At 70.9% G+C, this 25,402-nt stretch carries 17 protein-coding genes; 10 read left to right on the forward strand and 7 right to left on the reverse strand.

Annotation, left to right across the window (positions count from 1 at the left end; translation table 11 throughout):
• Nucleotides 1-19: 19 nt before the first annotated feature.
• Complete coding sequence (gene disA / locus Scani_RS08405; RefSeq protein ID WP_159471495.1) at nt 20-1,144, forward strand: DNA integrity scanning diadenylate cyclase DisA; 1,125 nt, start codon at nt 20-22, stop codon at nt 1,142-1,144.
• A 243-nt stretch (nt 1,145-1,387) separates the two neighbouring features.
• Here disA and Scani_RS08410 read toward each other — a convergent pair whose 3' ends face one another.
• Nucleotides 1,388-1,786: a VOC family protein gene (locus Scani_RS08410; protein WP_159471497.1), complete on the reverse strand. Its 399-nt coding sequence runs from the start codon at nt 1,784-1,786 to the stop codon at nt 1,388-1,390.
• Nucleotides 1,787-1,888: 102 nt separating this feature from the next.
• On the opposite strand from Scani_RS08410, the gene Scani_RS08415 reads away from it, so the two are divergent.
• Nucleotides 1,889-3,073 carry a helix-turn-helix transcriptional regulator gene (locus Scani_RS08415; RefSeq protein WP_159471499.1) on the forward strand — a complete coding sequence of 395 codons (1,185 nt, stop codon included), beginning with the start codon at nt 1,889-1,891 and terminating at the stop codon, nt 3,071-3,073.
• Between the two features lie 270 nt (nt 3,074-3,343).
• Here the strand turns inward: Scani_RS08415 and Scani_RS08420 are convergent, their stop codons facing one another.
• The 3 genes from Scani_RS08420 to Scani_RS08430 form a co-directional block, all read right to left on the reverse strand.
• The gene (locus tag Scani_RS08420; protein WP_246295560.1) at nt 3,344-4,324 is read right to left on the reverse strand and encodes an NAD-dependent epimerase/dehydratase family protein; all 981 of its coding nucleotides are present in this window, start codon (nt 4,322-4,324) and stop codon (nt 3,344-3,346) included.
• A gap of 383 nt (nt 4,325-4,707) precedes the next feature.
• Nucleotides 4,708-5,532, reverse strand: a complete 825-nt coding sequence (locus tag Scani_RS08425; protein WP_159471503.1) for a hypothetical protein — start codon at nt 5,530-5,532, stop codon at nt 4,708-4,710.
• A gap of 523 nt (nt 5,533-6,055) precedes the next feature.
• Nucleotides 6,056-6,706, reverse strand: a complete 651-nt coding sequence (locus Scani_RS08430; RefSeq protein WP_246295561.1) for a pyridoxamine 5'-phosphate oxidase — start codon at nt 6,704-6,706, stop codon at nt 6,056-6,058.
• 576 nt (nt 6,707-7,282) lie between these two features.
• On the opposite strand from Scani_RS08430, the gene Scani_RS08435 reads away from it, so the two are divergent.
• From Scani_RS08435 to cseC, 5 genes are all read left to right on the forward strand, one after another.
• Entirely contained in the window at nt 7,283-8,242 is a 960-nt protein-coding gene (locus Scani_RS08435) for an iron-sulfur binding domain-containing protein (protein WP_159471505.1), read from the forward strand.
• 425 nt (nt 8,243-8,667) lie between these two features.
• The gene (locus Scani_RS08440) at nt 8,668-9,219 is read left to right on the forward strand and encodes a SigE family RNA polymerase sigma factor (RefSeq protein WP_030081611.1); all 552 of its coding nucleotides are present in this window, start codon (nt 8,668-8,670) and stop codon (nt 9,217-9,219) included.
• Between the two features lie 237 nt (nt 9,220-9,456).
• Complete coding sequence (locus tag Scani_RS08445; protein WP_159471506.1) at nt 9,457-10,098, forward strand: hypothetical protein; 642 nt, start codon at nt 9,457-9,459, stop codon at nt 10,096-10,098.
• A 9-nt stretch (nt 10,099-10,107) separates the two neighbouring features.
• Nucleotides 10,108-10,818, forward strand: coding sequence for a two-component system response regulator CseB (gene cseB / locus Scani_RS08450; RefSeq protein ID WP_159471508.1), 711 nt, complete (start codon nt 10,108-10,110; stop codon nt 10,816-10,818).
• Between the two features lie 8 nt (nt 10,819-10,826).
• Nucleotides 10,827-12,131 (forward strand): two-component system sensor histidine kinase CseC, encoded by a 1,305-nt coding sequence (gene cseC, locus Scani_RS08455; protein WP_159471510.1) that lies wholly within the window; start codon nt 10,827-10,829, stop codon nt 12,129-12,131.
• Nucleotides 12,132-12,717: 586 nt separating this feature from the next.
• Here the strand turns inward: cseC and Scani_RS08460 are convergent.
• Nucleotides 12,718-14,355, reverse strand: a complete 1,638-nt coding sequence (locus tag Scani_RS08460) for an MDR family MFS transporter (RefSeq protein WP_281391885.1) — start codon at nt 14,353-14,355, stop codon at nt 12,718-12,720.
• 141 nt (nt 14,356-14,496) lie between these two features.
• On the opposite strand from Scani_RS08460, the gene Scani_RS08465 reads away from it, so the two are divergent.
• Entirely contained in the window at nt 14,497-15,108 is a 612-nt protein-coding gene (locus Scani_RS08465) for a TetR/AcrR family transcriptional regulator (protein WP_159471512.1), read from the forward strand.
• On the opposite strand, the gene Scani_RS08470 is transcribed toward Scani_RS08465, so the two are convergent.
• On the reverse strand, nt 15,090-15,761 hold the full coding sequence (locus Scani_RS08470; RefSeq protein WP_159471514.1) for a M23 family metallopeptidase: 672 nt from the start codon (nt 15,759-15,761) through the stop codon (nt 15,090-15,092). The two genes, Scani_RS08465 and Scani_RS08470, sit on opposite strands and share 19 nt — an antisense overlap.
• A gap of 766 nt (nt 15,762-16,527) precedes the next feature.
• On the opposite strand from Scani_RS08470, the gene Scani_RS08475 reads away from it, so the two are divergent.
• Nucleotides 16,528-19,764 carry an NACHT domain-containing protein gene (locus tag Scani_RS08475; protein ID WP_159471516.1) on the forward strand — a complete coding sequence of 1,079 codons (3,237 nt, stop codon included), beginning with the start codon at nt 16,528-16,530 and terminating at the stop codon, nt 19,762-19,764.
• 57 nt (nt 19,765-19,821) lie between these two features.
• Nucleotides 19,822-22,530, forward strand: coding sequence for an NACHT domain-containing protein (locus Scani_RS08480; RefSeq protein ID WP_159471518.1), 2,709 nt, complete (start codon nt 19,822-19,824; stop codon nt 22,528-22,530).
• A 148-nt stretch (nt 22,531-22,678) separates the two neighbouring features.
• Here the strand turns inward: Scani_RS08480 and Scani_RS08485 are convergent, their stop codons facing one another.
• The gene (locus Scani_RS08485; RefSeq protein ID WP_042150248.1) at nt 22,679-25,204 is read right to left on the reverse strand and encodes an ATP-dependent Clp protease ATP-binding subunit; all 2,526 of its coding nucleotides are present in this window, start codon (nt 25,202-25,204) and stop codon (nt 22,679-22,681) included.
• Between the last annotated feature and the right edge of the window lie 198 nt (nt 25,205-25,402).

A 25,402-nucleotide genomic window follows, 5' to 3' on the forward strand; every position in this document is an offset into this window, starting at 1 on the left:
CTTGCGACGGAGGAGTGCAGTGGCAGCCAACGACCGGGCATCGACTCCCGGCAGGTCCGGCGGCAGTTCCGGTACCGAGAGCCTGATGCGCGCCTCGCTGAGCGCCGTCGCGCCCGGTACGGCCCTGCGCGACGGCCTGGAGCGCATCCTCCGCGGCAACACCGGCGGGCTGATCGTGCTGGGTTTCGACAAGACCGTCGAAACCATGTGTACCGGCGGATTCGTCCTCGACGTGGAGTTCACCGCGACCCGCCTGCGCGAGCTGTGCAAGCTCGACGGCGCGCTGGTCCTCGACAAGGACATCACCAAGATCCTGCGGGCCGGCGTCCAGCTGGTCCCGGACGCCTCCATCCCCACCGAGGAGACCGGCACCCGCCACCGCACCGCCCAGCGCGTCTCGATCCAGGCCGGCTTCCCGGTCGTCTCGGTCAGCCAGTCGATGCGCCTGATCGCCCTCTACGTGGACGGCGAACGCCGCGTCCTGGAGGAGTCCGCCGCGATCCTCTCCCGCGCCAACCAGGCGCTGGCGACCCTGGAGCGCTACAAGCTCCGCCTCGACGAGGTCGCCGGCACCCTCTCCGCCCTGGAGATCGAGGACTTGGTGACGGTCCGCGACGTCACCGCGGTCGCCCAGCGCCTGGAGATGGTCCGCCGGATCGCCACGGAGATCGCCGAGTACGTCGTCGAACTCGGCACGGACGGCCGGCTGCTCACCCTCCAGCTGGAGGAACTGATCGCCGGCGTGGAACCCGAACGCGAGCTGGTCGTCCGCGACTACGTCCCCGAACCGACCGCCAAGCGCTCCCGTACGGTCGTCGAGGCGCTCGCCGAACTGGACGCACTCAGCCACACCGAACTCCTCGAACTCCCCACCGTGGCCCGCGCCTTGGGCTACAGCGGCGCCCCCGAGACCCTGGACTCCGCGGTCTCCCCGCGCGGCTTCCGCCTGCTGGCGAAGGTCCCCCGGCTGCCCGGCACGGTCATCGACCGCCTCGTCGACCACTTCGGCGGCCTGCAGAAGCTGCTCGCCGCCAGCGTCGACGACCTCCAAGCGGTCGACGGCGTCGGCGAAACCCGTGCCCGCTCGGTCCGCGAGGGCCTCTCACGGCTGGCGGAGTCGTCGATCCTGGAGCGGTACGTCTAGGTCGGGTTGGGTGGTGCGGCTGCTGGGGGGCGGCTGGAGCGGTGCGTCCGTACCTGCGGGGTCCGGCTCGCGTAGACCCCGCAGGTACGGAACCGTCCGGACCCTGCTGGGCCCCGGGCCGCCTAGACCCCGCTGGAGCGGTACTGCTGGGCCTCGTGGGAGCGACGTCTCGTCCCCGCCCTCTCCACCCGCCCCGCCCTGGCGGTCCTGGCCGCCCTGGCGGTCCTGGCCGCCCTGGTGGTCCTAGCGGTCCTGCCGCCGCACGGCGTCCGGCGTGACGGGCGTGAAGAAGTTGATCAGGTTCCCGTCGGGGTCCCGGAAGAGCAGGGAGCGGTTGCCCCACGGCATCGTCGTCGGCTGCTGGACGAACTCGCAGCCGAGGGGCGTCAGACGCTCGTACTCCGCATCGACGTCGGCGACCCGGAATTCGATGATCACCGTGCGATTGGCGGCCGGCCGGGCGGAGTCGGCGCCGAACAGCGCCACGGTCCGGCTGCTCGCGACCGCCAGCGTGCACGACGGCGTCACGAGTTCGGCGAAGTCGGGCGTCGCCCACGTCGCCGCAACAGCGGTGACCTGTTCGTAGAACGCGACGAGGCGAGCGACGTCGTCGGTGATCACACGGAGCGAAACGAGGTTCATGAGCGACTTCCTGTCAGCGGTGGCACCGGATGAAGAGACGCCTCGCACGCTAGAGCCAATACCGGACAGAATCCGCCCGGTATACGCGGCAGACTTTCCGGCGTGACCACTTCGACCGCCCGCGTGCTCGCGCTGCTGGAAATCCTCCAGGGCAGCGGCCTCCACACCGTCCCCGACCTGGCCGTACGCCTCGGTGTCGACGAACGCACCGTCCGTCGCTACGTCGGCCACCTGCTGGAGCTCGGTGTACCCGTCGACTCGGTGCGCGGCCGCCACGGCGGCTACCGGCTCGCCCCCGGCTACCGGATGCCGCCGCTGATGCTCACCGACGAAGAGGCCCTGGCCGTCCTGCTCGGCCTGCTGACCGGCCGGAGAGCCGGGCTGGTCACCACGTCGGCCGCGGCGAACGAGAGTGCCACGGCGAAACTGCGCCGCGTACTGCCCAAAGCCCTGGGGCGACGGCTGGACGCACTCCTGGAAACCGCCGACTTCACCGCGCGCCCCCGCCCCACCACCACCCCCGCCCCGGAAGCCCACGTACTGCTCGAACTCGCCGAGGCCGCACGCCACCAGCGGCCGGTGACCCTCAACTACACCGACCGCAAGGGCCGTAGCACCGACCGCACCGTCCTGCCCTACGGCCTCGTGGCACATTCCGGACGCTGGTATTTGACCGCCGCCGCGCCCGCCGCGCCTGCCGACACCGCCGGGCCCTCGGGGCCCACCGCGCCCGCCACCTCCGCCGCCTCCGCCGGTGAGGAGATACGCACCTTCCGCCTGGACCGGATCACCTCCCTGACCGTGCAGCCCGGCTCCTTCACCGTCCCGCCGGACTTCGACCCGGTCATCACGCTCCTGGACGGCCTCGCCCAGACCCCCTGGACCCACGAGGTGTCCCTGCGCATCCACGCCGACGCCCAGCACATCCGCCGACATCTCCCGGCCGGCATCGCGAGCCTGACCGTGATCCCGGACGGGGGCGCGGACTGGGACGCGGGCGCACCTGATGCCGCCCAGCGGGCCGACACCGGCCGGCAGCCCCGCCCCGACGGCTCGAACGGGCCCGCGACAGCCGACGACCACACCGCCGGAGACGACCACACCACCGAATGGGTCCACGTCCGGATGCGCGCCGAACGGCTGGACTGGATTCCCCCCGTACTCGCCGCTCTGGACCGCCCCTTCGTCATCGAACGCCCCACCGCCCTGCGCGATCTCGTACGCGCCCTGGCCCGCCGCCTCGACGAACACGCCACAGCCGACGCCCCCGCCCACCCGCCCATGTGACCGCCCGGCTTCGGACGTTCGTCACCGCGGCAGTGCGGCAGTGCGGCAGTGCGGCAGTGCGGCAGTGGCATTCGACCGATACCAAGGGTGAAGGGCGAAGAGCGAAGGGCCGGAGAGCGTACTGCCCGGGGGCGAACGGCCGGGGAGCGAACGACTGCGGCCGCTCCCCGATACTCGGTCAGCCGGTCAGGCAGCCCACCGGCCGGTCAGGCAGCCAGCCGGTCGGCCGGCCAGGCGCCCAACTGGCCCGGCAGCCACCCGGACCGGCCGTCAACCGGCCTGGCGCAACGCCAGCGCCTCCTTCGCCGGGTCCAGGCCGAGTACGGGGCGGTCCGGGCGCTGCGGCGCCACCCCACCGACGGTCTGCAGCCAGGCCCAGGTGTCGGCGACGGTCTCCGCGACGGGACGACAACGCATCCCGGATGCCTGGGCCTTGGAAACGTCCGTACCGAAGAGCGCGTCCCTCAGCTCACCGGGCGCCAGCCAGACCGGCAGCTCGGTCCAGGGCTCGATACCGGCAGCGAGGACGTCCTCCGGCGCGGTCCAGCGCAGCTCGGCGTCCGAGCCGGTGACCTTCGCACAACTCTCCAGCATCTCCCCCATGGTGGCGTGCCCGGTCTTGCTCACCAGGTTGTACGCCCCGCCGAGCCCGGCCTCCAGCGCGTCGGCCGTCCACTCGGCAAGGTCACGGACATCGATGTACTGCAGCGCCGCCCCCCGCGGCCCCGGCGCGAGGACCGTGCCACCGCGGGCGATCCGCCCCAGCCACCACGGCAGCCGCCCCACGTTCTCGTACGGCCCGAGGATCAACCCCGCGCGCACCATCAGCGCCCGGTCCCCGAACGCCTCGGCCGCGGCCAGCTCACCGCCCCGCTTGGCCTGCGCATAGTCCTCGGCATCGGTGGCGTCCGCGGAACCCGTCACCAGCGGGGCGTGCTCGTCGAGCCGCGCCGTGGGCGGGAAGGCGTACACCGAGCCGCTGGAGACATAGGCATACGTCCCCACCCGCCCGGCCAGCAGCCGCGCGCTGTCCCGTACCGCCGACGGCGCGCCGCTCCAGGTGTCGACAACGGCGTCCCACTCGCCCGCTTCCAGGGCCGCGAGCCCTGCCGCGTCCCCACGGTCGCCGTGCAGCGCCGTCACACCCTCCGGCGGCACATGATTCCCACGATGGAAGACCGTCACCTCCCAACCGCGCGCCAACGCGGCCTCGGTGATCGCCCGCCCCACGAACTCAGTTCCACCCAGCATCAGTAGCTTCATGCCCCCGACTATTGCCGAACGTCACCAGCCACGGCAGCGCCTCTCGCTCCCAGCAGAACCGCTACAGGCGAACGCGCAAAGACGCACATGTATGCATGAATGCGAGCGGGCGGGTTCGGGGGGCATGCGCGCGTCCGTGAATCCCGCCAAGATGCCCGCCTCTGACTGGTGGGGTGCTGCCGCCGCGCACCTGGAGGCGAACCGGGGGCGCCCGGAGGCGTGGCGCTCCCGATGCCGTGTCGCCCAGCGGGCCGGTGCCCCGCAAGGGTGCCCCTCCACGGAGGGAACCCCTCCTTGGGCCCTTGGCGGCGCGCCCTCCCGCCTTGGCCTGAGCCTTTAGCTCTCAGCTCTCAGCTCTCAGCTCTCAGCTCTCAGCTCTCAGTCAGAGTGAACGTGGTATGGACCGCTTCCAGCCCGGGCACCTTGGCCTCGATCAGATACTTGCCGTCCGGCACCGTGGCCGAGCTCGGAGTGGCGCACTGCGGGCCGCTGGCCCGGCGGTCCCACACGATGGTGCGCTTCACGGAACCCTTGGCCGGAACCTGCAGCAGCGCGGGCCGAGTGCCCGACGGGCAGTCGTTCGAGGCCCACACCCGGTCGTCGCCCGCGGTGTCGGTGATCGTGAGCACCGCGGCCTTCTGCCCGAGATCCACCTTGCAAGCGTCACCGGCCGCGTTCTTGACCGTCAGCTCGAACTTCGGCTTGGTCCCCGGCGCATAGGAGTTCTTGACGCTGTGCAGCACCAACTCCGCGTCGTCCGATACGCAGTTGGGGAGCGAAGAACGGGCCTCGACAGCGTTCTTGCCCGACCCCTGACCGATCGGCCCATCAGGAACGGAACCCGAACCACCGCTACTGCCACCGGAGTCACCGCCGGACTCGTCATCACCACCCGCCGCGCCCGAACCACCGCCGGAACCGGAGCCCGAACCCCCGCCACCGCTCGACTCGTCGCGCCCGCCCGGCTTTTGGCCGTTCACCGGCCCGCTGGCGGAGGGCCCGGGCGTAATGGACGTCGCGGGCCCCTTCCCGTGGGACCCCTTGCCCTCATCGCCGCTCTTGCCGCCACTTCCGCCCAAGTTGAGGGCCCACACGACCAGAAGGGCGAGCAGTACGACGATGGTCAGCGCAACGGCCCTCCGCCGCCAGTAGATGGAGGAGGGAAGCGGCCCGATCGGATTGCGCAGTGATCCCACGCGGAAACTCTACGAGAGATCGGCAGCCGCACCGGCCAGTACCCGCCGCATCCGGCTGCAACTTTTCCCATGATCGGCCCGGAGACGACTCCCGATCGCCCCACAGCCGGCTCCCGGCCCACGTTTCCTGCCCCAACGGCCCTCATACACCGTTAGGTCCGGTAGCTCGCAGTCTGCTCCGCTCCGCCCCCGCTTCAGCCCAATCCACCCCTCGACAACCGACGGAACGGATGGAACGAACGGGCCACGACAACCGACGGAACAGACGGACCACGAGCGCCTACGGAACAGTTGGGCCCCCAACGGCCAGCGACGCGGACGGGGCTACCGATGCGGACGGGCCCAGAGGGCCGACGGTACGGACGGGGTCACAACGCCCAACGGAACGGGCGGGGCAACGAGGGCCGACGGCACGGACCGGCCTACGACGACCGGCGCAGCGGAGGGGACCACGACAGGCAGGCTCCCCACGTTCGCCCCCTTGCCCAGCCCTCACCCTCCTTCGCCCTCTCTCACACCCGCCTCACGAGCCCGACCACTCCTCCTTGTGACCGAAGCCCTGCCCGTTGTCGATCAGCCGCAGCCAGTCGGGGCGCAGCTCCCACAACGTGGTCCGCTCCAGGGCATCGCGCAGCCGGTCGCTCGCCGCGACAAAGGGGAAGCGCTCCAGATAGACCCGCCAGCCGGCCGCCCGCTCGGCGCCGGCCAGGGGACGGCAGCGCCCCCGCCCCTGAAGCCCGGTCAGGCCACTCCACTCCTGACCGTCCCGCTGCGCCGTGAACGCCACCCGTGCGCCCGGCTCCGCGAGGGCCCGGCCATGCCGCGTCGTACCCGACGTGACGAAGTACAGCGCAGGCCCGGCCCCGGCCAAGTCACCAGCCTCCGTGCCACCGCACGACTCGACCCCGGGGACCCCACGGGGCGCGTCCACCGCAGGCGCTGCTTCGACTGTCTCGGCTGTCTCGACTGCTGCAGCCGCTTCGGGGGCTTCGAGGGCTTCGAGGACTTCCACCGCGTCGGTCGCGTACAGCACCGCGCACGCCTGAGGCCCCTCCTCATCCACGTACGCCAGGGTCATCGTCGTATGCGCGGCCAGCGCCCGCCGGATCGCCTCCGGGCACGGGGCGCCACCCGCTCCCGCCGCGCCACCCGCCCCCACCACACCGTCCGACACGCCGGCGCCGCCCGGCCCTCCGGCGCAGCCCGATCCCCCGGCACCGCCCGGCGCTCCCGCACCACCGGGTCCCGCCGCACTCTGCGGCACTCCGGCGCCGCCCGGCCCTCCGGCGCCACCGGATCCCGCCACGCCCGAGCCCGTCGCACCCGAGCCCGTCGCACCGGGCCGCCTCGCCGCGCCGCTCGTATCTTCCGTGTCGCTCATCTGCGCCATGCCCGCATCCTCGCTCTCCTTGCTTGCCGCCTCCCTATATTCCAGCAACGATTACAGAGAGTAATGAGTTCCTTCGGATTGTAATCACGTCCACCGTCCTCGGCGCCACCGCCCCGGACCTCCTACTTACCTGGTTGACTGCCTGCCCACCCACCTCTCGCCGCATACCGCCCCGCCCCCACCCCCAGCCGCCACAGCCGCCACCGACCCCACTCTCGGTCAACCTCATCCCCACCCTCCCGTACCGCCGGTAGCCGCCACCCGTGCGTAGTTGGCCGTCCTGCGTGCGGGTGGGCGTGCGGCGGGGCGGGCCCGGTGCGTTTCCTGGGCGACCGTCGACGTGCCAGGATCGGCAGTGCCATGACTTCGACGCCTGTCACCACCACTGCCACGACCGCCGCCGCCGAGACCGCTTCCGCCGCCGACGCGGCCGCGGAAGCCGCCGACGGGACCGCGCTGCACGGCCCGGTCACCGACTGGTTCGACGAGCACGCCCGCGATCTGCCCTGGCGCCGCCCCGAGGCGGGCGCCTGGGGTGTGATGGTGAGCGAGTTCATGCTGCAGCAGACCCCGGTCAGCAGAGTGCTGCCGGTCTACGAGCAGTGGCTGGCCCGCTGGCCCCGCCCTGCCGACCTGGCCGCCGAGGCGCCGGGCGAAGCGGTGCGGGCCTGGGGCCGGCTCGGATATCCGCGCCGTGCCCTGCGGCTCCATGCCGCCGCCTCCGCCATACAGGAGCGGCACGGCGGCGACGTCCCCCGCGAGCACGGCCAGTTGCTGGCGCTGCCCGGTGTCGGCGAGTACACCGCCGCCGCGGTCGCGTCCTTCGCGTACGGACAGCGGCACGCCGTGCTGGACACCAATGTGCGCCGGGTGTTCGCCCGCGCGGTGGCCGGTCGCCAGTTCCCGCCGAACGCCACCACGGCGGCCGAGCGCAAGCTCGCCCGCCAGTTGCTCCCCGAGGACGAGACGCTGGCGGCGCGCTGGGCGGCGGCCACGATGGAGCTGGGTGCGCTGCTGTGCACGGCGCGCGCTCCGGAGTGCGGGCGCTGCCCGATCGCCGCGCAGTGCGCCTGGCGGCGGGCCGGTTCGCCGGCGCACGACGGTCCGGCGCGTCGTACCCAGACGTACGCCGGTACCGACCGGCAGGTGCGCGGCAAGCTGCTGGCCGTGCTGCGCGAGGCGGTCTCGCCGGTGCCGCAGCAGGCGCTGGACGCGGTGTGGGACGAGCCGGTGCAGCGGGCGCGGGCGCTGGACGGGCTCGTCTCGGACGGTTTGGTGGAGCCGCTCGGCGGTGGCCGCTACCGGTTGCCGCTCACGTAGCGCGGCGGTCGTCCGTACGGGATTACCTGTAGGACAGGAGGAGGGCGCGGTCACTTCGGCGGCCGCGCCCTTCGGCGTCGGGTGACCCCTGCCTGACTCGGTGTCACCTTTCGACTCACATGACCGGAAAGTGCCTCTGATACGACCGGAAGGAGACCCTCCGCCTTCACGATTGCCGCCGCGTCACAGCCGATGGGCCTTCTGGCGGGGGTGCTTCTCCCCCCGGAGGATGACGTGCACCGGGCCGTCGTCCGTCCGAGGTATGACCCCTGGCGGGCTGTTACACAACCGAGGGTTTTCCGTGCACTCGTTGTGGGGCCGACGCACATTACGCCGCAACACCCCCTCCGTAGCGTCTTCCTCGTGCTGGAGATGACCGCCAGCACGGTCAACGTGGGGAACGCAAGCGGATCGGAGGCGTCGGAATGGCGACCAGCGGCGGCAAGGTACTGGACTTCGAAGAGTACGTGCGTACGCGGCAGGAGGCCCTGCTGCGGAGCGCCCGGCGCCTGGTGCCCGACCCGGTCGACGCACAGGATCTGCTGCAGACGGCACTGGTGCGCACCTACGGCCGCTGGGACGGCATCGCGGACAAGTCGCTGGCCGACGCCTACCTCCGCCGCGTCATGATCAACACGCGGACCGAGTGGTGGCGGGCGCGCAAGCTGGAAGAGGTGCCCACCGAGCAGCTCCCGGACGCGAGCGTGGACGACGGCACCGAGCAGCGCGCCGACCGCGCCCTGCTGATGGACATCCTCGGGGTGCTGGCGCCCAAGCAGCGCAGCGTCGTCGTGCTGCGACACTGGGAGCAGATGAGCACGGAGGAGACCGCGGCGGCGCTGGGCATGTCCACGGGTACGGTCAAGAGCACGCTGCACCGTGCGCTGGCGCGACTGCGCCAGGAGCTGCAGATGCGCGACATCGATGCCCGGATGCTGGAGCGTGGCGAGCAGGGGCGGGAGCGGTGCGCGGCCTGACCGCCGGCGCCCGGCGCTCCGCGGTCCGGCGAACAGCACACCCGACACGCCCGGCACACCACCACACACGAGACGAAGCGCGCCTTTACCGATGAAAACGGACACAAAGCCAGGCGCCTTACGGCTCGCAGCTCGACGCGCGACAATCACCTCAGGAACAGCAGCGGCATCGGCAGCTGTGCGAGCAGCACGGTGAGCGGGAGCGGATTGACCAGGAACAGGTTGACCAGGATCGGGTTGACCAGAGGCGGCGCGGCCACAGCAGGTGTGGCCGCCGTCGGCCTTTTGCTGGCCGGATGCAATCCGGGAGGCGAGGGCGTGCGCAGCGAGGGGTCGGCCGGCACCACCCCCGTGCCCAAGGGCGCGGTGCACACCACCCCCAGCCCGTCGCCGACCGCCGCCTACAAGAAGGTCGACGCCGTCAAGCTGCTCAAGCACGCCCCGAAGGTCGGCCCGGACGTGAAGAGGTCGCTGGCCAAGCCGTGCGCCGCGGACGAGTACCCGGTCGACGTGACCTATGCGTCGCTCACCGGCGGCAAGGTCCCCGATGTGATCGTCAACGTCATGACCTGCGCGGACTCCATCGGCATCGGCGCCTATGTCTTCCGCAGGCACGAGGGCTCCCCGGATGGGTATGACACCGTGTACCTCGACGAACAGCCGTCGGTCTACGCCGGGGTGAGCAAGGGGGACCTCGAGGTCTCCAAGCAGACCTACGCCGCGGGCGACAAGGTGTGCTGCCCCTCCGGTGAGGACGTGACGACGTACCACTGGGCGGACGGCCGCTTCAGCCGGCGTGGCCGCCCGTATCACACCGACTACAGCAAGACCACCGCCGACGGCGCCACGCCGGACGACGGTACGGGAACGGAGGGTTGAGACAACCGCATGGCCGAGACCCATGTGCTCTTCGTCGAGGACGACGACGTCATCCGCGAGGCCACCCAGCTCGCACTGGAACGGGACGGCTTCGTGGTCACCGCGATGCCGGACGGGCTCGCGGGCCTGGAGGCGTTCCGTGCCGACCGTCCCGATATCGCGCTGCTCGATGTGATGGTGCCGGGGCTCGACGGGGTCAGCCTGTGCCGGCGGATCCGCGACGAGTCGACCGTTCCCGTGATCATGCTGTCGGCACGCGCCGACTCGATCGATGTGGTGCTCGGCCTGGAGGCCGGCGCGGACGACTACGTCACGAAGCCGTTCGACGGCGCGGTGCTGGTCGCCCGGATCCGCGCGGTGCTGCGCCGCTTCGGCCACGCCAGCGGTCCGGGCCGGGCCGGCGGCGCGTCGGCGGAGCAGGCCGACGCCGCCGAGGCGGTGCTGCGCTTCGGTGATCTGGAGGTCGACACCGAGGGCATGGAGGTCCGCAAGGGCGGCGAGAACGTCGCGCTGACGCCGACCGAGATGCGGCTGCTGCTGGAGTTCTCCCACGCACCGGGTACCGTCCTTTCGCGCGACCGGCTGCTGGAGCGGGTCTGGGACTACGGCTGGGGTGGCGACACCCGGGTGGTGGACGTCCACGTCCAGCGGTTGCGCGGGAAGATCGGCCAGGACCGGATCGAGACGGTCCGCGGCTTCGGATACAAGCTGAGAGGCTGACACCTCCGGTGGTCAGGCTGGCCCTGCGGACGGGGCTGAGATGGAAGCTCAGCGCCGCGATCGCGCTCGTCGGAGCGCTGGTCGCGATCGCGCTGAGCCTTGTCGTGCACAACGCCGCCCGCCATTCCATGCTCGACAACAGCCGGGATGTGCAGATCGAGCGGCTCAACTTCACGCAGAAGATCTTCCTCTCCACCAACCGGCTGCAGTTCGACGCGAAGATCGACGACCCGGCGCTGCCGGAGGCGCTGCGCGACGAGGTCGCCAAGAACAAGCGCGCCACCTACCTCCAGGACACCGGGCAGACCGCTCCCGAGGTGTGGGCGGCCACGCCGCTCAGCAACAACCGGGTGCTGTCCATGCACGACCGTTTCCCCGACCGCTTCGCCGTACTCGACGACCTCGACCAGGCGTTGGTCATCGGCTCGACCGCGGTGGTGGTCGGCGGCTGTGCGCTGGGGGTGCTGGTCGGCGGGCGGCTCTCCAAGCGGCTGCGCAAGGCGGCCGCGGCGGCCGGCAAACTCGCCGACGGCGACACCGCGGTCCGGATCCGCGACGAGGTCGGCAGCGGGCGGGTGCGCGACGAGACCGACGATCTGGCCTTCGCCGTGGACGCCATGTCGGACGCCCTCCAGGAGCGCATCGAGGCCGAGCGGCGGGTCACCGCCGATATCGCACACGAGCTGCGCACCCCGGTCACCGGCCTGCTGACCGCCGCCGAACTGCTGCCGCCCGGCCGCCCCTCCGAACTCGTCCGCGACCGTGCGCAGGCGCTGCGCACCCTCGTCGAGGACGTGCTGGAAGTGGCCCGGCTCGACGGCCATGCGGAGCGCGCCGAACTGCAGGACGTCGCGCTCGGCGAGTTCGTGACCCGGCGGGTGCGCGCCCTCGACCCGGACATCACCATCGACGTCGTACGGGACGCCGAGGTCACCACCGACCCGCGCCGCCTGGAGCGCATCCTCGGCAATCTGATCGCCAACGCCGCCCGGCACGGCAAGCCGCCGATCGAGGTCACGGTCGAGGGGCGGGTGCTGCGGGTCCGCGATCACGGCACGGGCTTCCCCGAGGCGCTGCTGCGCGAGGGCCCCAGCCGCTTCCGCACCGGCAGCAGCGACCGGGCCGGCCGCGGCCACGGCCTGGGCCTGACCATCGCGGCCGGCCAGGCCCGCGTACTGGGCGCCCGCCTCACGTTCCGCAACGCGGACGAACTCACCGACGGCTCCACGGGCGCCGTCTCGATCCTCTGGCTACCGGAGAACGCCCCCACGAGCACCGGCAGCTTTCCGGTCATCCACTTGCCCGAGCGGTAGTTCTCTCCACGTTTTCGGCTTTGCCGCCGTGGTTCCGGCTTCCCACGTTTTCGGCTTTCCCGCCGTGGGGGTTCTCGCCGTTTGTCGCCCGCTGACGCGGTGCGCCCGTCGTTGCGCCTGCGGCGGGCGGGGCCGCTGCGCGGGGCTGTCGGGTGCGGTGACGGGTCGGAGCGGGTGGGGGTGTCCGGACTGCTTCGCTTTACGTCCGGACACCCCCACCCGCTCCGACCCGTCCCCTCCCGTGGGTGGGAGGGGGAAACGTCGGTGGGGATGCAGGTCGGTGGTCCGGTGCGCCTTGTCGGTCGAAAGCAGTGCACTGGTTACGAGTGGCCGGCCCCCACTCACCCGTCAGTTACTCCACCCACGGGAGGGGACGGGCCGGAGGGGCCTGGTGTGTGGACGTAAAGCGCAGCAGTCCACACACCAGGCCCCGCAGGTCCGTCACCGCACCCACAGCCCCGCGCAGCGGACCTGGCCCGCCGCAGGCGCCACGGCGAGAAACCACCACGGCGGGACAGCCGACAACGTGGGAAGCAAAGCCAGTCGCAACCACAACGGCGCGAGAGACAAAAACGTGGGAAGGAAATCAGACCGCCTCGGCGACCGGCACCCGATCCACCGCGTTCGAGCCCTCCGGGCTCTCGGCCGGCTTCGACGGGCCCCCGCGGAGCGGTACCTCCTTGAGGAACCAGGCGGCCGCGAAGCCGATGACGCTGATCGCCGCGCCCCACAGGAAGACGTGGTGCGTGCCGGAGGCAACCGCGTGGTCGTACGCGTCCTTGACCATCGGCGGCAGCTTGGCGAGCCCCTTCGGGTCCATCTGGGCTCCGCCGCCGGTCAGCTTCTCGCCGGCCTTGCCGATGCGCTCGGTCATCGTGGACTGCACCTGGTGGGTGAAGATCGCGCCGAAGATCGCGACGCCGAAGGAGCCGCCGATCGTACGGAAGAGGGTGGCGGAGGACGAGCCGACGCCCATGTCCTTCATCTCGACGCTGTTCTGCGCGATCAGCATCGTGGTCTGCATCAGGAAGCCCATGCCGGCGCCGAGCACCGCCATGTAGGCGCCCGAGGTGAAGCGGGTGGTGTCGGTGTCCATGGTGGACAGCAGGGCCAGGCCGACGGTGAGCAGCCCGCCGCCGGCGACCACGAAGAACTTGTACTTGCCGGTCTTGGTGGTCACCCGGCCCGCGATCATCGAGACCACCAGCATGCCGCCCATCATCGGCAGGAGCAGGAGTCCGGAGTTGGTGGCCGAGGCGCCCTGGACGGTCTGCTGGAACAGCGGCAGGAACGTCATCGACCCGAACATCACGAAGCCGACGAGGAAGCCGACGAGCGTGACCAGGGAGAAGTTGCGGTTGCGGAAGATGTGCAGCGGCAGCACCGGCTCGCTGACCTTGCGCTCCACGACCAGGAAGAGGGCGAGCGCGAGCACGCCGAGGACGCCGAGGCCGATGATCTGGCCGGACAGCCAGTCGTACTCGGTGCCGCCCCAGGTGGTGATCAGCACCAGGGAGGTGATGCCGAGGGTGAGCAGCGCGGCGCCGACGTAGTCGATGCGGGTCTGCGAGCGCTTCTTCGGCAGGTGCAGCACCGCGGTGACCATGGCCAGTGCGATCACGCCGAGCGGCAGGTTGATGTAGAAGGTCCAGCGCCAGCCGAGGTGGTCGGTGATGGTGCCGCCGACGAGCGGGCCGCCGACCATCGCGATGGCCATGACGCCGGCCATCATGCCCTGGTACTTGCCGCGCTCCCGCGGCGGAATCAGATCGCCGATGATCGCCATGACGCCGACCATCAGACCGCCGGCGCCCAGGCCCTGGACGGCGCGGAAGCCGATCAGCTGCCCCATGTCCTGTGCCATGCCGGACAGCGCGGAGCCGATCAGGAAGAGCACGATGGAGGACAGGAAGACGCCCTTGCGTCCGTACATGTCGCCGAGCTTGCCCCAGATCGGTGTCGAGGCCGCGGTGGCGAGGGTGTAGGCGGTGACGACCCAGGACAGGTGGTCCATTCCGCCCAGTTCACCGACGATCGTCGGCATCGCGGTGCCGACGATCATGTTGTCCAGCATCGCGAGCAACATCGCGATCATCAGTGCGAAGAGCACCACCCGTACGCCGGCCGGCTGCTTGGCCGTCTCCGGGTCCGGTGCCGCGTCCGGTCGCCCGGTGCTCGATATCCGTCCGTCCCCCGTCGGGGTCGCATGCTGCGACTTCCCCATCACTCTCTCCTACTTACTTGCCGCCCGGCTAGTTCAGTACAGTACGGAAGGTAAGCGGCCAACTAGCCGGGCGTCAAGTAAGTTTCTCGGGTGCCCGGCTGGGCAGCCCTCTGACCAGGACCGACAACGCGGGAGAGCACCATGAGCACACAGGCGCGCAGGGGAAACACCCGCCAGCGCATCCAGGACGTCGCTCTGGAGCTGTTCTCCGAGCAGGGCTACGACAAGACCTCACTGCGTGAGATCGCGGAGCGGCTCGAGGTCACCAAGGCGGCGCTCTACTACCACTTCAAGACCAAGGAAGACATCGTCATCAGCCTGTTCCAGGACCTGAGCAGGCCGATCGACGAGCTGATCGCCTGGGCCGAGGAGCAGCCGCGCACCCTGGAGACCAAGACGGAGCTGATCCGCCGCTACAGCGAGTCGCTGCGCTCGGCCGAGCCCCTCTTCCGGTTCATGCAGGAGAACCAGGCGGAGGTGCGTGCCCTGAGCATCGGCGAGACGTTCAAATCGCGGATGCTGACGCTCTTCGGGCTCCTCATGGAGCCCGACTCGGAGCTGACGGATCAGGTGCGCTGCATCACGGCGCTGTTCTCCATGCATGCGGGCATGTTCGCGATGCAGAGCGTGAAGGGCGACCCCGAGGAGAAGCGCAAGGCCATCCTCGAGGTCGCCACAGAACTGGTCACGGCGGCAAACCCGCCGCACCGCCGGCCAGCCCGGCCGGACTCAGCTCAGACGGCGTCGCCGTGAGCCCGCAGGAATCCGGTCGGCTCGATGCCCGTCCCGTAGTTGGGACCGGTGCGGACCTCGAAGTGCAGGTGGGGACCGGTGGAGTTACCGGTGCTGCCCGACAGGCCGATCTGCTGGCCGGCACCGACCTGCTGGCCGACCCGGGTCTGTATCTGTGACAGGTGCGCGTACTGGGTGTACGTGCCGTTGTCGTGCTGGATCACGATGGCGTTGCCGTAGGCCGGGCCGTCGCCGCCACCCCAGGGACCGGCCTTGACGACGGTGCCCTTGTGGACGGCCTTGACCGGGGTGCCGGTCGGCACGACGAAGTCCTGACCACTGTGCTTGTGCGACCAGTGGCTGCCGGCGATGCCGAAGGGCTCGCCCAGCGTGTACTTGTCGACGGGCTTGAGCCACGCGTCGGCCTTGTTGACCGCGTCCTGCTTCGCCTTGACGGCGGCGGCCTTCGCGGTGGCCGCGGACTTCGCCTGCGCGTCGGCCTGTGCGGTCACGGCCGAACCGACACCCGAGGTGAGGTTCTGCAGGCCCGTGTCCGCGGCGGTGGCGAGACCGGCACCCAGGGCGGCGGTAACGCCGACACCGGCGGCGACAACGGCGACGCGATTGTGCAGAGAGAACTTCTTGGAATTGCGGAGAGCGGTGAACTTCGACATGCGGGTTTCCTCCAGTGAATTGATTGGTTACCCGGCTGCGGACCGGGATCGCCATACCTTGGTAACCCGCCTTCGCCGTCCCGCCAAGGCGCCTTTCTACTAACCAGACCCGTACCAGGAGCCGAGTGAGCGAGGCCCTTGCGCGCCCTCCAAGACACCGCACGAAACCCCCGAATTCGGACATCTCGCACCCCCTCGTGCGCCCCTTGCGCATCACTTGAACAGGCATTTTCGCCATATGGCGCTGGGGCGGCGCCCGCCCCGCCCCAGTCGCCCCCCGCAACCCCCTCGCCCCGGGCCTCAAATCCCCGCGCGTCGGCCGACCGCTCCCCCTAATGCTTTTAGTAGGCCTCAAATCGGCTGTGCGCCATGTCACCGATAAACAAGATCCAACCCCTGTTCGGACCCCTTACGGGTGCCTGATTCACCCCCCGGGCCTTTGTGACGCGGGCAACTCGAAGGCCGTGCGACACCGGCCGTCCGGCCTTTGCGGACCGGATTACCGGCCTTTGTGACCTGAGTTACCCGGCCTTTGTGGTGTGGATTACTCGGCATTTGTGGCCTGGGTTACCCCGTCTTTGTGGCCTGGGTTACCCGCATCCCCCAAATGTCCAATTTGAGGGGTAATGGGGAGCCGATTTCCCTGACCGCCGCCACACACCCACGCCACCTGCGCGCGAACCTGGCCGATCCCCGCACGCCGCCCCGTCGGCCGCTCTAGCCTGGCCCGACGGCAGCACCGGCCACGGGGGAGGGCGACCGCACGATGGACCCGTCAGCGATGGGCATCCGGCTCGCCTCCGGCGTGGTCGCCCCGCTCGTCAAGAAGCTCTTCGTCAAGGAAGGGCCCGGCGCAGGCCTGGTGGACGGGCCGGTACGGATATCGGGGCTGGTCAGCTTCACGGGCGAGAAGCGGACCCTGACCGAGAAGGACCTGCGCAAGCTCGCCGGGGAGCTGGTGGACCGGGCCGTACGGTCCGCGGGCCCCGGCGAGCGCCCGCTGCCCGCGGACGAGGAGCCGGCCGTGGCCGACGCCCTGGCCACCACGCTGCGCGGCCTCGGCACCCTCGACATGGACGACGTCCAGGCCGTCCATCTGGGAGCCGACGCCCTCGCCGAGCGCCTGCAAGCGGCGAGCCCCACCGCCGTCCGCGGCCTCTCCCGGGACGCCGGGCTGCTGCACGGCACCCTGCTCGGCCTCGCCTGCCTGCACATCGTCCACTTCTTCAGCCAGCGGTCCGCCTTCGTGGCCCGCACCCTCGTCCAGCAGAGCCGGAACCTGGACGGGCTGATCACCGCCATGGACACCTTCCTCGCGCGGCACCCCTCCCCGCAGGCCGCCGACACCGCCTTCGAACGCGGCTACCTCGCCTACCTGGCCCGCAAGCACGGCCGGCTGACCATCTACGGGATCGATCTCACCCACTCCCCGGACCGCTGGCCGCTGGACGCGGCCTACCTGAGCCTGGCGGCGACCGCCCCGGCCGCCCCCGACATGACCGCCGGCGGCTCCTTCGGCGACGAGGCCGGCTCGTCCGGGCCGCCCGCGCCCCTTCCCGTCCCCGCCGACCAGGCCCTGACCGGCCGCGACCGGGTGCTGCTGCGCGGGGTCGCCGGCTCCGGCAAGAGCACCCTCGTCCAGTGGCTGGCCGTCTCCTGCACCAAGAACCCCGGCGAAACAGCCCTCCCCCACCTCTACGGCCGGATTCCCTTCGTCCTCCCGCTGCGCACCCTCACCCGCGACGGGGCGCCCCTGCCCACCCCCGACCGGTTCCTCGCCGCCGTCGGCTGCCCCGTATCCGGCTCGCAGCCCGACGGCTGGGCCGACCGCGTACTGGCCGGCGGGCGGGCGCTCCTCCTCGTCGACGGCCTGGACGAGATCCCCGAGCGGGAGCGCGAGCTGACCCGCCGCTGGCTGCGCGACCTGTCCGACGCCTTCCCGGACAACCTGTGGCTGGTCACCTCCCGCCCCTCCGCCGTACGCGACGACTGGCTCGCCGCCGACGGCTTCGGCGAGCTCACGCTCTCCGCCATGAACCGCACCGAGGTCGCCGCGTTCATCGGCCGCTGGCACACCGCGGCCCGCTGCGACGCCGAGGACCCCGAACGCCTCGATGCCTACGAGCGGTCCCTCCTGGCCGCCGTCCACACCAAACAGGATCTCGCCCGGCTCGCCACCAACCCCCTCATGTGCGGCCTGATCTGCGCCCTGCACCGGGACCGCCGCGGCTATCTGCCCACCGGCCGCAAGGAGCTCTACGACGCCGCCCTGGGCATGCTGCTCTCCCGCCGTGACCGCGAACGCGATATGGCCGCCCCCACGGGCATCGAGCTCAGCGACGAACCGCAGATCCAGCTCCTCCAGCGGCTCGCGTACTGGCTCATCCGCAACGGCCGCAACGAACTCGACCGCGAACGGGCCGAACGCATCGTCGGCGAGGCCCTGCCGGCCGTGCCCGCCGCCGCGGAGCAGGGCGATGCGACGGCCATTTTCCGCCATCTGCTGCTGCGCAGCGGCCTCCTGCGCGAACCCGCCCCCGGCTCGGTCGACTTCGTCCACCGGACCTTCCAGGACTACCTCGGCGCCAAGGCCGCCGTGGAGGACGGTGATTTCGGGCTGCTGGTGGCGCATGCGGAGGACTCCCAGTGGGAGGACGTGATCCGGATGGCGGTGGCCCATGCGCGGCCGCGCGAACGGGCGGAGCTGTTACGGGGGTTGCTCGCCCACGGTGACGGGATCGTGGACGACCTCACCCGGGTGCGCGTCCACCTCCTCGGGCTGGCCTGCCTGGAGCACGCCACCGAGCTCGATCCGCGGGTGCGCGCCGAGGTGCACGAGCGGGCCGGGGCGATCCTGCCGCCCCGCAACCGCGAGGAGGCGAGTCTGCTCGCAGAGGTGGGGCCGCTTGTCCTGGAGCTGCTGCCCGGCCCGGACGACGGGCTGGAGACCGACGAGGCCGCGGAGGTGGTGGCCACCGCCTCGCTGCTCGCCTCGGACGCCGGGCTGGAGGTCCTCAAGCGTTTCCGCCACAGCCCCTCACACGAGCACCAACTCGCCATGGCCTGGCCACTGTTCGATACCGAGCGGTACGCGCAGGAGGTGCTCCGGCACCTCTCGGACAAAGCGACGTTCCCCGTGGGCAGCCCCGAGGACATGCGCGTACTGCGGCGGACCGGTGACCGGCCCCAGATCAGCGCCAACGGCCCGCTCACCGCCCAGGAGCTGCTGGCGGGGCTGCCCACCGAGCAGATCACCCACCTGACACTGACCGACAACGACGAGATCGGCAGCCTGGACTTCCTCACGGAGTTCCCCGCCCTGCACTCCCTGACGCTGGTGGACTGCCCCGGGATCGGCAGCCTCGCGCCACTCGCCGGAACGCCGTTGGCCATGCTGTCGGTCACGGCACGGGACCGCGCCGGGGTGCGCTGCCCGGACGGACTGCACCTGATGGAGCACCTCCGCCACCTGAACCTCTGGGTCCCCCTCCCGCCGGAGGGCCTGCGGGCGCTGCCGACGCAGGCCCCACTGGCGACACTGATCCTCGAGCACCCGATCGAGGCCGGGTTCTCCGCGCTGCGCCACTGGTCACAGCTCAGGGTCCTGCAACTGCGGAGCCTGTCCGGAGCGTTCACCGACGACGCCTGGGACGCGCTGGCGCACCTGCCCGGCCTGGAGGAGTTCGCGTTCGGCCTGACGGCCGGGGAGACCCTGCGGATCCCGACGGGTCTCCGGCTGCCGCAGGTGACGACGCTGAGTGCCATCAACGCCGCGCGCGGCCCGCTCGCCGACCTGAGCCGTTCCGTACACGCCGCCCTTCCGGCGTTCCCCGCCCTCCGCAGACTCCAGCTCTACGGCCTCTTCGCCGGCACCGTCGCGCTGCCGCCGCTGTCCGGTCTGCCCCATCTCCAGAAGGTCTTCCTCTCCTACCTCCGCCCGGAGCCCGCCCCCGACCTTCCTCCCCACGTCGAACTCACCCTCTTCCCCCGCCCCCGCGCCTAGGCTGGCCCGGGAGAAGCCCTCAACACCGTTGTTCCGCACCGCAGTTACGGGGAGCCCATGGATCCCACGAGCATCGTCGCCCGCCTCACCCCGCATGTCGTCGATCCGCTGATCCGCAGGCTCTTCGTCGCCGACGGCCCGGCCGCCGGACCCGCCGACCGGGCCGTCCGCATCTCGCGGCTGGTCTCGTTCACCGGCGAGAAGCCGGACCTGACCGAAGAAGAGCTGCACGGCCTCGCCGCGGCGCTCGTGGAGCGGGGGTGGGGTGCCGCGCCGGGCGTCGGGAAGCCGGCCGTCACCGCCGCGCTGGTCCGCTCGCTGCGGGCGCTCGCCGACCTCGGCATGGACGACGTGGACGCCGCCCGCCTGCTGCCGGCCGAGTTCGCACGCCGGCTCTGTGCGGCCGTGCCGGGGGTCACCCGGCACCTGACCGCGAACGAGGCCCGGCTGCACGGCCTGCTGCTGGACGTCGCGGCGCGGCACATCCTGTACTTCTTCACCCGACGGTCGGCCTACGTCGCCGCGACTCTCGTCGAGGAGACCCGCACCCTCGCCGAGCTGCTCCACGGGCCGGACGCCGCCGCCCCGTTACCGGCGCCCCGGACGGCCGAGGCCAAAGCCGTACGGGACCACGCCGCACCGGGCCCCGCCGCGCCGGGCCCCGCCGCGCCGGATTCCGCCGCGGCCGACACCACCGCCGCGCACCCCGCCGACCCCGCGTCCCCCGCCTGCGGCACCACCGCCCAGGACACCGCCTTCGAGGCCCGCTACGCCGACCGCACCGCCGCCCTCCACAACCACCTCACGATCTTCGGCATCGACCTCGCGCACTCCCCCGACAGCTGGCCGCTCGACGCCGCCTATCTGGGGCTGGAGTGCGAACCCGGCCCGCAGGACGCCGACGCAGCGGGGCCGGACGAGCCCCCGCTGCCCGCCGAGCAGGCGCTGTCGGGCCGCGGCCAGGTGCTGGTCCGCGGGGTGGCCGGGTCGGGCAAGACGACCCTGCTGCAATGGCTGGCGGTCGCCACCGCCCGCGACGAGCTGCCCGAGGCGCTGGCGGGGCTGCGCGGCCGGGTGCCGTTCCTGCTGCCCGTACGCCGCTTCGCCCGGGAGGGGCTGCCCTCGCCCGCCACCTTCCTGCACGCCGTCGGCTACCAGGAGGCCGGGGCGGCCCCGGACGGCTGGACGGAGCGGGTGCTCGGCGCGGGCCGCGCGCTGCTGTTGATCGACGGGATCGACGAGGCGCCCGAGAGCGACCGCGAGCAGGTGCGCCGCAAGCTCGGGGAGTGGACCCTGCGCTACCCCGGCAACGTCTGGATCATCACCTCCCGGCCGTCGGCGGTGCCCGGGAACTGGCTCGCGGACGACGGATTCGGCGAGGTGTCGCTGGCCCCGATGAACCGCGAGGACGTCGCCGCGTTCATCCAGCGCTGGCACCGTGCCGCGGCCCAGCAGAGCCCGGCCGACCTCGACCGGCTCGGCCATTACGAGCGGACCCTCCTCAACGCCGTGCGGATCACCCGCGACCTGGGGCGGCTGGCGACCAATCCGCTGATGTGCGGGCTGCTGTGCGCGCTGCACCGCGACCGCCGGGGATATCTGCCCAACGGCCGCAAGGAGCTCTACGACGCGGCGCTGTCGATGCTGCTGGAGCGCCGGGACCGGGAGCGGGCCATGGCGGCCACCGACGGCGTCGAGCTGACCCGGCAGCCCAAGATCCAGCTGCTGCAGAAGCTCGCGCACTGGATGCTGGTCAACGGCCGCTCGGAGATGGACCGGGCGACCGCGGTCGGCACCCTCGCCCGGCATCTGCCCGCGATCCCGGACGCGGCCCGCCAGGGCGGCCCCGAGGACGTTTTCCGGCATCTGCTCAACCGCACCGGGCTGCTGCGCGAGCCGACCCCCGGCACCGTCGACTTCGTGCACCGCACGTTCCAGGACTACCTCGCCGCCCGCGCGACGGTGCAGCAGCACGATTTCCGGCTACTGCTCGACCATGCCCACCACGCCGACTGGGAGGACGTCATCCGGATGGCCGTGGCCCTGGCCCGGCCCGATGAGTGCGCGGCCCTCCTGGACGGGCTGCTTGCCCCGCATCCGGGGGTACGGGCCGCCGAGGCCCGGCACCGCAAGCTGCTCGCGGCGGCCTGTCTGGAGCACGCCACGGAGCTGGATCCGGCGGTCCGGACGCGGGTGCGGCGCTTCACCCGCGACATGGTGCGGCCCACCACCCCGTCCGCGGCCCGCGCCCTGGGCTGGATAGGGCCGATCGTGCTGGAGATGCTGCCCGACCCCACGCATGTCTCCGACCGGGAGGCCCAGCTCCTCGCGATCACCGCCACCTCGATCGCCGACGACATGGCGATCGACTATCTGACGGGCCTGCGCGACCGGGCGCATCACGAGGTGCGGGCCCAGCTCGCCGGGGCCTGGCGGCACCATGACACCGACCGCTACGCCCGCGAGATCATCGCCCATCTCGAACCGGCCGAACTGTATTTTCCGGTCTCCGACCTGGCGGAGCTGCATACGCTGCGCCGGCTGGGCGGGCGACCGCAGCTGCGGATCGCCGGGCCTTTCACTCCCGACCAGCTGATCGAGGGCATCCGTCCGGCCGAGGGGCTGACCCGGTTGTGGCTCGCTTACGACCTCGGGGTTTCCATGGAGTGGCTGTCCGCCTTTCCGAATCTGGACACGCTGCGCGTCGGCCGTCGTATTCCGCCGGTGCGGGGTGTTCCGGAAGGAATGAGCGTCGTGCAGATGTAGCGGGCGGGCATCGTCAGCGTTGTCCAGAAACGGCCGAAAATGACCTAGCAATTACGGAGCTGAATTCCTTCGTCGCATACAGAACTGCCCCGGAACCGTGAGAAACGATTCCGGGGCAGTGCCGTATGCGCGATATACGCGGTGCCGCTCAGGCGTCCTTGCTGAGGTTCGGACCCGAACCGCCGGCCGTGGACTCGATCGGCGGGGCGTCGGGCAGTGCCGACTTCTCCTCGCCGCGGAAGGTGAACTTGGCGGTTTCACCTTCGCCCTCGACGTCGACGACCACGATGTGGCCCGGACGCAGCTCGCTGAAGAGGATCTTCTCCGAGAGGGCGTCCTCGATCTCGCGCTGGATCGTGCGGCGCAGCGGACGGGCGCCGAGCACCGGGTCGTACCCGCGCTTGGCCAGCAGCGACTTGGCCTCGCCGCTGAGCTCGATGCCCATGTCGCGGTCCTTGAGCCGCTCGTCCACCTTGGCGATCATGAGGTCGACGATCTGGATGATGTCGTCCTCGGTCAGCTGGTGGAAGACGACGGTGTCGTCGACACGGTTGAGGAACTCGGGGCGGAAGTGCTGCTTGAGCTCTTCGTTGACCTTGTTCTTCATCCGCTCGTAGCTGGACTTGGTGTCGCCCTGGGCCGCGAAGCCGAGGTTGAAGCCCTTGGAGATGTCCCGGGTGCCGAGGTTGGTCGTCATGATGATGACCGTGTTCTTGAAGTCCACGACCCGGCCCTGGGAGTCGGTCAGGCGACCGTCCTCCAGGATCTGCAGCAGCGAGTTGAAGATGTCCGGGTGGGCCTTCTCGACCTCGTCGAAGAGCACGACGGAGAACGGCTTGCGGCGCACCTTCTCGGTGAGCTGGCCGCCCTCTTCGTAGCCGACGTAGCCGGGAGGCGAACCGAACAGCCGCGAGACCGTGTGCTTCTCGCTGAACTCCGACATGTCGAGGGAGATCAGCGCGTCCTCGTCGCCGAACAGGAACTCCGCCAGCGTCTTGGACAGCTCGGTCTTACCGACACCGGACGGGCCGGCGAAGATGAACGAGCCACCGGGACGCTTGGGGTCCTTCAGGCCGGCACGGGTACGGCGGATGGCCTGGGAGAGCGCCTTGATGGCGTCCTTCTGGCCGATGACGCGCTTGTGGAGCTCGTCCTCCATCCGCAGCAGCCGCGAGGACTCCTCCTCGGTGAGCTTGAAGACCGGGATGCCGGTGGCCGTCGCCAGGACCTCGGCGATCAGCTCCTCGTCCACCTCGGCGACGACGTCCATGTCGCCGGCCTTCCACTCCTTCTCCCGCTTGGCCTTGGCGGCCAGGAGCTGCTTCTCCTTGTCGCGCAGGCCCGCGGCCATCTCGAAGTCCTGCGAGTCGATCGCGGACTCCTTCTCCCGGCGCACATCGGCGATCTTCTCGTCGAATTCGCGCAGGTCCGGCGGTGCGGTCATGCGGCGGATCCGCATCCGGGAGCCGGCCTCGTCGATCAGGTCGATCGCCTTGTCCGGCAGGAAGCGGTCGGAGATGTAGCGGTCGGCGAGGGTGGCCGCCGCGACCAGCGCGGAGTCCGTGATGGACACGCGGTGGTGCGCTTCGTAGCGGTCCCGCAGACCCTTGAGGATCTCGATGGTGTGCGGGAGCGACGGCTCGGCGACCTGGATCGGCTGGAAGCGGCGCTCCAGGGCCGCGTCCTTCTCCAGGTGCTTGCGGTACTCGTCGAGCGTGGTGGCACCGATGGTCTGCAGCTCGCCTCGCGCCAGCATGGGCTTGAGGATGCTCGCGGCGTCGATCGCGCCCTCGGCGGCGCCCGCACCCACCAGGGTGTGGAGCTCGTCGATGAACAGGATGATGTCGCCGCGGGTGCGGATCTCCTTGAGCACCTTCTTCAGGCGCTCCTCGAAGTCACCGCGGTAGCGGGAGCCGGCGACCAGGGCACCGAGGTCGAGGGTGTAGAGGTGCTTGTCCTTGAGGGTCTCGGGCACCTCGCCCTTGACGATGGCCTGCGCCAGGCCCTCGACGACCGCCGTCTTGCCGACGCCGGGCTCGCCGATGAGGACCGGGTTGTTCTTGGTACGGCGGGACAGCACCTGCATGACCCGCTCGATTTCCTTCTCGCGCCCGATGACCGGGTCGAGCTTGGTCTCGCGGGCGGCCTGCGTCAGGTTGCGGCCGAACTGGTCCAGGACGAGGGACGTCGAGGGGGTGCCCTCGGCGGGGCCGCCGGCGGTGGCGGCTTCCTTGCCCTGGTAGCCGGAGAGCAGCTGGATGACCTGCTGCCGCACCCGGTTCAGATCGGCGCCCAGCTTCACCAGGACCTGGGCGGCGACGCCCTCGCCCTCGCGGATCAGGCCGAGCAGGATGTGCTCCGTACCGATGTAGTTGTGGCCGAGCTGGAGGGCCTCGCGGAGCGAGAGCTCCAGGACCTTCTTGGCACGGGGGGTGAAGGGGATGTGCCCGGACGGGGCCTGCTGGCCCTGGCCGATGATCTCCTCCACCTGCTGGCGGACCGCCTCGAGCGAAATCCCGAGGCTCTCCAGGGCCTTAGCGGCGACACCCTCACCCTCATGGATCAGGCCCAGGAGGATGTGCTCGGTGCCGATGTAGTTGTGGTTGAGCATCCGGGCTTCTTCCTGAGCCAGGACGACAACCCGCCGCGCACGGTCGGTGAACCTCTCGAACATCGTTAATCGCTCCTCAGAGCGGTCAGGCAGTTAGGGGTCGGTCCCCTCCCTGTCCTTCCGCATGCTAGTCCCGCGGGGCGGGACAGCTCATTCCAACTGCCGACACCCGTCCGGATCACCCCCGCTCCGGCGGGGAAATTTACTGCCGAACAGCTGACATCTGCTCCAACTCGATGGTGCGAGACGATGTTCCCGCAG

Source organism: Streptomyces caniferus (genome assembly GCF_009811555.1).
In the GTDB taxonomy this organism is placed as follows: Bacteria; Actinomycetota; Actinomycetes; order Streptomycetales; family Streptomycetaceae; genus Streptomyces; species Streptomyces caniferus.